The organism is Sphingobacterium sp. B16(2022), assembly GCF_012030425.1.
GTDB classification, from domain to species: domain Bacteria; phylum Bacteroidota; class Bacteroidia; order Sphingobacteriales; family Sphingobacteriaceae; genus Sphingobacterium; species Sphingobacterium anhuiense.
Genome location: NZ_JAAUVN010000017.1, coordinates 1 through 293, shown reverse-complemented (window position 1 = coordinate 293; position 293 = coordinate 1). Strand labels below are relative to the sequence as shown.

At 50.2% G+C, this 293-nt stretch carries 1 rRNA gene; it reads left to right on the top strand.

From position 1 onward, the window contains the following. Positions 1-293: ribosomal RNA gene (locus HCX49_RS25250) — 23S ribosomal RNA — on the top strand; the annotation flags it as partial.

The following is a 293-nucleotide window of genomic DNA, read 5'->3' as shown; positions in this document are numbered from 1 at the left end:
TAGCATACTGAAGGTATGTTGTAAAATACGCGAACGCGCTGAACTGAAACATCTAAGTAGGCGTAGGAGAAGAAAATAATAATGATTTCCCAAGTAGTGGCGAGCGAACGGGAAAGAGCCCAAACCAGTTTTGTTACGGCATGACTGGGGTTGTAGGGCTGCGATGTGGCATTAGCAAACAGAAGTGGAATGGGATGGGAAGCCCAGCGATACACGGTGATAGCCCTGTACACGTATAGAATGCTAGCCTAGCAGTACCCTGAGTACCGCGGGGTCGGAGACGCCCTGTGGGA